Raw genomic sequence first — 8,608 nt, forward strand, 5'->3', positions numbered from 1 at the left:
TGTACAAGAACTACGACCCGCGTGCGAAGCTGATGCGCGAAACCTGCCACGAAGTGCTGGAAGAACTGGGCCTGCACGACGACCCGCTGTTCAAGCTGGCCATGGCGCTGGAAAAGATTGCGCTGGAGGACGAATACTTCGTGTCGCGCAAGCTGTACCCGAACGTCGACTTCTACTCGGGCATCGTGCAGCGCGCACTGGGCATCCCCACGGCAATGTTCACGTGTATCTTCGCGATGGCGCGTACGGTAGGCTGGATTGCACAGTGGAACGAAATGATTGCGGATCCGGAACAGAAGATTGGCCGTCCGCGTCAGCTGTTCGTTGGCGATACGCCGCGTGAAGCGAAGGCGGTTTCGCAGCGTTAAGCTGGGTTGGATCTGCTCGCTTTCCTGCGAAGGCGCGTAGAGCAAGGCTGATTAGAAGCGCCCCAACGAGGAAACTCGTTGGGGCGTTTTTCGTTACACGGCGTTTGGTTTGATTGGCGCGGTTGAAGGCAAATGGCTCGCTTTCACCCCGACACGCGACCCGCTCGCCGTGGGGTTCTCTCAAGCGAAGGCGGCCGCGTCTGCAGGTTTTCCGTTGGCGACGGATCCTCTTTCGGCGCATGCCCATGCGTTTCGAAAAAGCGTCGATAAGCACTCGGTGTCATGCCACGGGCTGAGAGAAATTGACGGTTGAAATTGGCGAGATTCGAAAAGCCCGCTTTCGTGGCGATCACCGCGATCGGCCAGTCCGTATCGGTCAACTGCCGGGTTGCGAAGCCGATGCGCAAGCGGCTCAGATAGCGTCCCACGCTTTCACCCACATGCCGCACGAAGTAGCGGTGCAACGAACGCTCGGAGAGATGAGCGGCCTCGCATAACTCGGCAACACGCAAGGGCTCGTGGAAGCGCCGATCAAGCAGATCCAGCACACGATTCAGCCGCTCCGCCTCTGACGCGCTCCCTCCCGGCGTGGATGCGGCCGCAGCAGGCGGCTTCTGCGCGTCGCGGCCTGCCACCGTTTGCTTCGCACCTTGCGTATGGACGGCGGGCGACGCCAGCGGCTCCGGCGCGGTCTCAGCGAGACTGGTAAGCACTTCCAGCACCGCACCGAGCCTCACCCGCGGCGACTCACTCAGCAACGCATCAAGACGCGCACGCATCGACGTGGCTGCTTCCGGCGCAAACTTCAACCCAGCTGCACCGCGCCTCAATAGCGTCCGTAACGGCGCAAACTCCGGACAGCAATCGGCCATGCGCCGAGCCCAGTCGCCGCTGAACCACACGACGATGGCGACCTGTGGCTCGCGCGGGTCGAGGGGCTCAGTTGATGCCCACGTATGCGGCATATCGGGCGGCACTAGCACGAGATCGTCGCCGCTGTAAGCGCCGATATGATCGCCGACGAAACGGCGCCCGCGGCTGTTCATCGTCAGCGTAAGCTCGTACTCGGGATGGTGGTGCCATTCGAACGGAATCTGCGCGAGCTGGCGGTGATAGACGCGAATCGAGCAACCGTCGGGGATGGTGACGCGTTCGTACTGAGGCTTCACGGGACGCTCCCAGGCCGGATGGGGCATTGGATGGATGATGTCTGAATTGTATCGGTAATTGGCTGAAATGGATGCGTGTGTAGCACCAAAGCCCCCTAATCTGAAGCCCATGCAGCCACAGATAAAGACCGTCTCAGGAGACAAGTCATGCCACTCGTAGTCGACAACCTGCCCGAAGCCATTCGGGAGACCAAGCGCACCCTGCGCGCCGCTTTGCCCAACTATGCGCAGGTTTTCCACGAAGTTGAGGGCGCAATCAGGCAGCAGGTTGACGCCATTCGGCGCGACCGCGACCAGGGGCGCGATGCGATCCCGGTGCTCGACTATGCGTCAATCGTGACCAACGACGTTGATCCGCGCACCATCGAAAATATCAAGACGCGTGGCGCGTGTGTGATCCGGCGTGTGTTCGATCCGAAGCAGGCAAGCGACTGGAACGACGAAATCGCCGACTACGTGCAACGCAACAACCTCGACGAGAAGCTCGCGCATCGTGCCGAGGACAAGTACTTTGGCACGCTGTCGTCAAGCAAGCCGCAGATTTACGGCGTTTACTGGTCCAAGCCTCAAACGGCGGCCCGTCAATCGCGGGAACTCACTCAGACGCGTGTGTTTCTGAACCGCTTGTGGCGCTCAGAGAGCGAAGGCAAGCAGCATTTCGATCCGGAACGCGTGCCGGTGTACGCAGACCGTATTCGCCGGCGGCCGCCGGGATCGGAGTCGCTCGGTTTGTCGCCGCACGTCGATGGAGGTTCTGTCGAGCGCTGGCTTGATCCGAATTTTAGGCAGGTGTATCGGCACGTGCTGTCCGGCAACTGGCGCGAATACGATCCGTTCGATGCCGCGTTTCGTCCCGATGCCCAGGAAATTCCGTCGCCGGCGGTGTGCTCGATGTTCCGCACCTTCCAGGGCTGGACCGCACTGACGCCGCAAGGACCAGGCGACGGCACGCTGCAACTCATCCCGATCGCCAACGCGATGGCGTACATCGTGCTGCGCGCGTTGCAGGACGATGTTCCGGAAGACGAACTATGTGGTGCGCAACCGGCGCGAGCGTTGTCGATCCAACCCGCCTGGCACAGCCTGCTGCTCGAAGCGGTCACGCCGATACCCCACATGCAACCTGGCGACGCCGTGTTCTGGCACAGCGATGTCGTGCATTCCGTGGAGGATGTGCATAGCGGCAGTAACTACAGCAATGTGATGTACATCGCGTCGGCGCCTTGGTGCGCGAAAAACGAAGAGTATCTGAAGCGGCAATTGCCCAGTTTTCTGCGCGGAGAGAGCGCTCCGGATTTCCCGACTGATCACTTTGAAACGGACTTTGTGGGCCGCGCACAGGAGAGTGATTTGACGCCATTGGGACGGGCGCAGCTTGGCTTCGATCTCGCGGGCTGATGTACACGGTCGCAGGCGCTTTCTGCCCCGTATCTGCGATGCACCCAATGCGGGTCAGTTCGTCGCTCTGGGGTAATGCGCATAGTAAGTAGTTGATTTTTCAGCTTCACCGACGCTGAACGAGGAACGCGAAAGGCAGATGCGAGTGCGCAGGGCGTCTGCCTCACATCTGCCGGGTAACGCTAATACAGGTATCGTCACTACCACCCAACTCCCTGTTTTTTATCGGTTTTTCCGCTGAATCAGGGACCTGGAACGTGACACTGCGTGGCATAATCAATCGCACACAGCTTGCGAGCAGTTCGCTGTTTAGCCACTACTACCCCGCATACCATGGCACAGACTCTCTACGACAAATTGTGGAACACGCACGTGATCCACACGGAAGACGACGGTACGACGATTCTTTATATCGACCGTCACCTGCTGCACGAAGTGACGAGCCCGCAGGCGTTCGAGGGCCTGAAGCTAGCCGAGCGTCCGGTGTGGCGTATCAGCGCAAATCTGGCTGTGTCCGACCACAACGTACCCACCACGGACCGCAGCCACGGCATCGCAGATCCAGTGTCGAAACTGCAAGTCGACACGCTCGATCAGAACTGCGATTCGTACGGCATCACCCAGTTCAAGATGAATGACCTGCGTCAAGGCATCGTGCACATCATCGGGCCGGAACAGGGTGCCACGCTGCCCGGCATGACGATTGTTTGCGGCGATTCGCATACGTCCACGCACGGTGCGTTTGGCGCGCTCGCGCACGGCATCGGCACGTCGGAAGTGGAACACGTGCTGGCCACGCAAACGCTCTTGCAGAAGAAGAGCAAGAACATGCTGGTGAAGGTGGAAGGCCAACTGCCGCGCGGCTGTACGGCAAAAGATATCGTGCTCGCGATCATCGGCAAGATTGGCACGGCGGGCGGCACGGGCTATGCCATCGAGTTCGGCGGTTCCACGATCCGCGCGCTCACCATGGAAGGCCGGATGACCGTCTGCAACATGGCGATTGAAGGGGGCGCACGCGCCGGCATGGTCGCTGTGGACGACACCACGGTCGAATACCTGAAGGGCCGTCCGTACTCGCCGGAAGGCGTCGAGTGGGATCACGCGGTCGAATACTGGAAGCAGTTCAAGTCCGATGACGGTGCTACGTTCGATCGCGTGGTTGAACTGAACGCTGCGGAAATCGTGCCGCAAGTCACTTGGGGCACGTCGCCGGAAATGGTCACGGCGGTTGATGGCCGCGTGCCGGACCCGGAACGCGAGAAAGATCCGGTCAAGCGTGACGCGATGGAACGCGCGCTGAAGTACATGGCGCTCGAGCCGAACCTGCCGATCGAGTCGATCAAGCCGGACAAGATTTTCATCGGATCGTGCACCAACGCCCGTATCGAAGATCTGCGCGCAGCAGCGTATGTCGTACGCAAACTGGGCCGTCGCGTTGCGCCAAACATCCGCCTTGCGATGGTGGTGCCGGGCTCGGGTCTGGTGAAGGCGCAAGCCGAACGTGAAGGGTTGGACAAGGTGTTCACCGACGCCGGCTTTGAATGGCGCGAACCAGGCTGCTCGATGTGCCTCGCCATGAATGCAGATCGGCTGGATCCGGGCGAGCGTTGTGCGTCCACGTCAAATCGCAACTTCGAAGGCCGTCAGGGCGCGGGTGGACGTACTCACCTCGTGAGCCCCGCCATGGCGGCTGCGGCTGCGATCGAAGGCCACTTTGTCGATATTCGCAAGCTCGGCTAAGCGGGCGCGATCCTGTTTCGAATCCACCGGCGGCGTGTATTGCATCGCAGTCGCCGGTCTCTACTCTGGTTGGTGATGGGCCATGGATAAATTCATCGTACATACCGGCGTCGTTGCGCCGTTGGATCGCGAAAACGTCGACACGGACGCGATAATTCCGAAGCAGTTTCTGAAATCGATCAAGCGCTCGGGTTTCGGTCCCAACGCGTTTGACGAATGGCGTTACCTTGATCACGGCGAGCCGGGTCAGGACAATTCAAAGCGTCCGCTGAATCCGGATTTCGTGCTGAACCAGCCGCGCTATCAAGGCGCGTCGGTCCTGCTGGCGCGTAAGAACTTCGGCTGCGGCAGCTCGCGTGAGCACGCGCCCTGGGCACTGCAGCAGTATGGCTTTCGCGCGATCATCGCGCCGAGCTTCGCGGATATCTTCTACAACAACTGCTTCAAGAACGGTCTGCTGCCGATCGTGTTGACGGAGCAGCAAGTCGATCACCTGTTCAACGAAACCTATGCGTTCAACGGCTTCGAGTTGACCATCGACCTCGAAGCGCAGACCGTGCGTGTGGGCGACGGCACCGAGTATCCGTTTGAAGTGGCTGGCTTTCGCAAGTACTGCCTGCTGAACGGGTTTGACGATATCGGTCTGACGCTGCGCCATGCCGACAAGATCCGTCAGTTCGAAGCAGAACGTCTGACGAAGCAGCCTTGGCTCGGCCATCGTATCGTCGGTTAAAGGTTGGCTTGGGCCAGGCGTTGGCTTTGCATCGGCGGGGCGCGCGTAGCGGTTATCCCACGCGCGCTCAGGTCTGAACGAAAACAATCGAGGAATTTCGCATGAAGATTGCAGTGTTGCCCGGCGACGGCATCGGTCCGGAAATCGTCAAGGAAGCCGTTAAGGTTCTGAATGTGCTCGGCGAAAAGTTCGAGTTGGAAGAAGCGCCGGTTGGCGGTGCGGGTTACGAGGCAAAGGGCCACCCGCTGCCCGATTCGACACTCGCACTAGCCAAGGAAGCCGATGCGATTCTGTTTGGCGCCGTCGGTGACTGGAAATACGACTCGCTCGAGCGTGCGTTGCGTCCGGAGCAGGCCATTCTGGGTCTGCGCAAACACCTGCAACTGTTCGCGAACTTCCGTCCGGCGATTTGCTATCCGCAATTGACGGGCGCTTCGTCGTTGAAGGAAGAGATTGTTTCGGGCCTCGACATCCTGATCGTGCGCGAGCTGAACGGCGACATTTACTTCGGTTCGCCGCGCGGTCTGCGCGAAGCGCCAGACGGTCCGTTCGCCGGCGCGAAGGAAGGCTTTGACACGATGCGTTATTCGGAGCCGGAAGTGCGCCGCATCGCGCACGTCGCGTTTCAGGCGGCGCAAAAGCGTGGCAAGAAGCTGACTTCGGTCGACAAGGCCAACGTGCTCGAAACGTCGCAGTTCTGGAAAGACGTCATGATCGATGTCTCGAAGGAATACGCGGACGTCGAGCTGTCGCACATGTACGTGGACAACGCGGCGATGCAACTGGTGAAGGCGCCGAAGTCGTTCGACGTGATCGTGACCGGGAACATGTTCGGCGACATCCTCTCGGATGAAGCCGCTATGTTGACGGGCTCGATTGGCATGCTGCCGTCGGCGTCGCTCGATAAGAACAACAAGGGCCTGTACGAGCCTTCGCACGGTTCGGCGCCGGATATCGCCGGCAAGGGCGTGGCGAACCCGCTGGCGACGATCCTGTCCGCCGCAATGATGCTGCGTTACTCGCTGAACAAGGCGGAACAGGCCGACCGCATCGAAACCGCGGTGAAGAACGTACTGGAGCAGGGCTATCGCACCGGCGACATCCTGACGCCAGGCTGTAAGCAGGTCGGCACTGCGGCGATGGGTGAGGCGGTTATCGCAGCACTGAAGGATTGATGATGTTGTCGCGGCGCTGAATGTAGCGCCGCGAATAGCGTGCAGATCAGTACGCAAACAGGCAGTAAAGCGCGAATTGGCTGCAATTTGGGCCATTCGCGCATGAAACAGGCCATGCTGGCCGCTCAAATCTGGTTTTCGTGTAGACTGTTGTGATGGCGACGATTCCCCAAATCTCCTCGATTTTGAACCTCCACGGCAAAACGGCCCGTGCGGTTGAACTCGCCATTACCGTCAAAAAGATTACCCCGAAAACGATCACGATTCGCTGATCGTCCGTCGTGCCCGCCCATCTTCCCCGCGCGGTCACTGCGGGCAAAGATGCGGGGAAGCCTCCACTCGAAGGGTAAGTGTCATGAACGTAGGTCTCGTAGGTTGGCGCGGCATGGTCGGCAGCGTCCTGATGCAACGCATGCAGCAGGAAGGCGATTTCGATCTGATCGAACCGGTGTTTTTCAGCACCAGCAACGCGGGCGGCAACGCGCCGTCGTTCGCTAAAAACGAGACCAAGCTCAAAGATGCCTCGAGCATCGACGACCTGAAGAAATGCGACGCCATCATCTCCTGCCAGGGCGGCGACTACACCAATGAGGTGTTCCCGAAGCTGCGCGCAGCGGGCTGGAACGGCTACTGGATCGACGCAGCGTCGTCGTTGCGCATGAAGGACGATGCGGTCATCATTCTCGACCCGGTCAACCTCGACGTCATCAAGAGCGCGCTGGTCAAGGGTCAGAAGAATTTCATTGGCGGCAACTGCACCGTCAGCTTGATGCTGATGGCGTTGGGCGGCCTGTTCCGCGAAAACCTGATCGACTGGGTGACGGCCATGACGTACCAGGCCGCATCAGGCGCGGGCGCGCAGAACATGCGCGAATTGCTGCAGCAAATGGGCACGCTGTACGGCTCGGCCAAGGAAGATCTGGCAGACCCGTCGTCGGCGATTCTGGACATAGACCGCCGCGTGCTGGCCGCGATGAACAGCGACCGTATGCCGACCGACAATTTTGGCGTGCCGCTCGCCGGCTCGCTGATTCCGTGGATCGACAAGGATCTCGGCAACGGCATGTCGAAGGAAGAGTGGAAGGGCGGCGCGGAAACCAACAAGATTCTCGGCAAGCCGGCCATGGGTACACCGGGCTCGGTCCCGGTGGACGGACTGTGCGTGCGCATCGGCGCCATGCGTTGTCACTCGCAAGCGCTGACCATCAAGCTGAAGAAGGACGTGCCGCTCGATGAGATCGACGGCATCCTCGCCTCGGCCAACGATTGGGTCAAAGTCGTGCCGAATGAGCGCGAAGCATCGATTCGCGATTTGTCGCCGGCGGTGGTGACGGGCACGCTGACCGTGCCGGTCGGACGCCTTCGCAAACTGGCAATGGGCGACGAATATCTGTCCGCTTTTACGGTTGGCGACCAGTTGTTGTGGGGTGCTGCTGAACCATTACGTCGGATGCTTCGCATTCTGCTCGACAAGTAAAGTAAACTACGCGCGTATCTGCAATTTACGACGCGTCAAAACTCAAAAAGCGTCGCGTTTCCCGCGGCGCTTTTTTCATTGTGTGCTCCGAAAATCTTGCCACTATTCAATCGCAAACAAGGGCTAAGCGCTAAGGCGCCTGAAGTCCCGATGACCGTTAGGCTCTCTTCCCTGCACGCTATGCCACGTAACCGTCTTTGTCAGATTGCGGCGGCCGCTGCGATCGTATTTGTGATGACCGGAGCAGCACCCGACGCGCGGGCTGCCACCACGGATGCCGCGAGCGCGCCGGCTGAAGCATCGGCGCCGCTGGCGGCCGGCAGCCAATATTCGATTCACCCGGGGCAATCGCTCAATGACGTGGCGATCGCTGCGACGCAGTCGCACGACCGCGCGACGCTCGTGCGCGCTTCCCGTGCATTGTTCGATGCGAATCCGAATGCGTTCATGGCGCACGATCCGAGCCGCTTGCGGCTGGGTGCGGTGCTGACCATTCCGGCGCTCGATTCGACAGGCGCTGCGGTGGCGACTTCGGGGGCTTCGGC

General features: G+C 60.2%; 8 protein-coding genes. 7 read left to right on the forward strand and 1 reads right to left on the reverse strand.

What is annotated here, in order from left to right; translation table 11 throughout:
• Positions 1–368, forward strand: a 368-nt coding sequence (locus WCA85_RS21450) for a citrate/2-methylcitrate synthase (protein ID WP_424066880.1), incomplete at its 5' end; no start/stop codon positions are given.
• A gap of 143 nt (positions 369–511) precedes the next feature.
• Here the strand turns inward: WCA85_RS21450 and WCA85_RS21455 are convergent.
• Entirely contained in the window at positions 512–1,537 is a 1,026-nt protein-coding gene (locus tag WCA85_RS21455; RefSeq protein ID WP_424066881.1) for a helix-turn-helix domain-containing protein, read from the reverse strand.
• A 147-nt stretch (positions 1,538–1,684) separates the two neighbouring features.
• Between WCA85_RS21455 and WCA85_RS21460 the strand changes: the two genes are divergently transcribed.
• The 6 genes from WCA85_RS21460 to WCA85_RS21485 form a co-directional block, all read left to right on the forward strand.
• On the forward strand, positions 1,685–2,935 hold the full coding sequence (locus WCA85_RS21460) for a DUF1479 domain-containing protein (RefSeq protein WP_424066882.1): 1,251 nt from the start codon (positions 1,685–1,687) through the stop codon (positions 2,933–2,935).
• Between the two features lie 333 nt (positions 2,936–3,268).
• The gene (gene leuC / locus WCA85_RS21465) at positions 3,269–4,678 is read left to right on the forward strand and encodes a 3-isopropylmalate dehydratase large subunit (protein ID WP_424066883.1); all 1,410 of its coding nucleotides are present in this window, start codon (positions 3,269–3,271) and stop codon (positions 4,676–4,678) included.
• A gap of 82 nt (positions 4,679–4,760) precedes the next feature.
• Positions 4,761–5,411, forward strand: a complete 651-nt coding sequence (gene leuD / locus WCA85_RS21470; protein ID WP_424066884.1) for a 3-isopropylmalate dehydratase small subunit — start codon at positions 4,761–4,763, stop codon at positions 5,409–5,411.
• A gap of 101 nt (positions 5,412–5,512) precedes the next feature.
• Positions 5,513–6,586 (forward strand): 3-isopropylmalate dehydrogenase, encoded by a 1,074-nt coding sequence (gene leuB, locus WCA85_RS21475; RefSeq protein WP_424066885.1) that lies wholly within the window; start codon positions 5,513–5,515, stop codon positions 6,584–6,586.
• 355 nt (positions 6,587–6,941) lie between these two features.
• The gene (asd, locus tag WCA85_RS21480) at positions 6,942–8,063 is read left to right on the forward strand and encodes an aspartate-semialdehyde dehydrogenase (RefSeq protein WP_424066886.1); all 1,122 of its coding nucleotides are present in this window, start codon (positions 6,942–6,944) and stop codon (positions 8,061–8,063) included.
• Positions 8,064–8,297: 234 nt separating this feature from the next.
• Positions 8,298–8,608 (forward strand): type IV pilus assembly protein FimV (locus WCA85_RS21485; protein ID WP_424066887.1); only part of this gene is annotated, 311 nt, incomplete at its 3' end.

The sequence above is a fragment of the Paraburkholderia sp. genome, from assembly GCF_049581445.1.
Lineage (GTDB): Bacteria > Pseudomonadota > Gammaproteobacteria > Burkholderiales > Burkholderiaceae > Paraburkholderia.

Coding starts and splice junctions, on each gene's coding strand:
- asd (WP_424066886.1), top strand. CDS start 6,942: ATGAACGTAGGTCTCGTAGGTTGGCGCGGCATGGTCGGCAGCGTCCTG.
- leuC (WP_424066883.1), top strand. CDS start 3,269: ATGGCACAGACTCTCTACGACAAATTGTGGAACACGCACGTGATCCAC.
- leuD (WP_424066884.1), top strand. CDS start 4,761: ATGGATAAATTCATCGTACATACCGGCGTCGTTGCGCCGTTGGATCGC.
- leuB (WP_424066885.1), top strand. CDS start 5,513: ATGAAGATTGCAGTGTTGCCCGGCGACGGCATCGGTCCGGAAATCGTC.
- WCA85_RS21460 (WP_424066882.1), top strand. CDS start 1,685: ATGCCACTCGTAGTCGACAACCTGCCCGAAGCCATTCGGGAGACCAAG.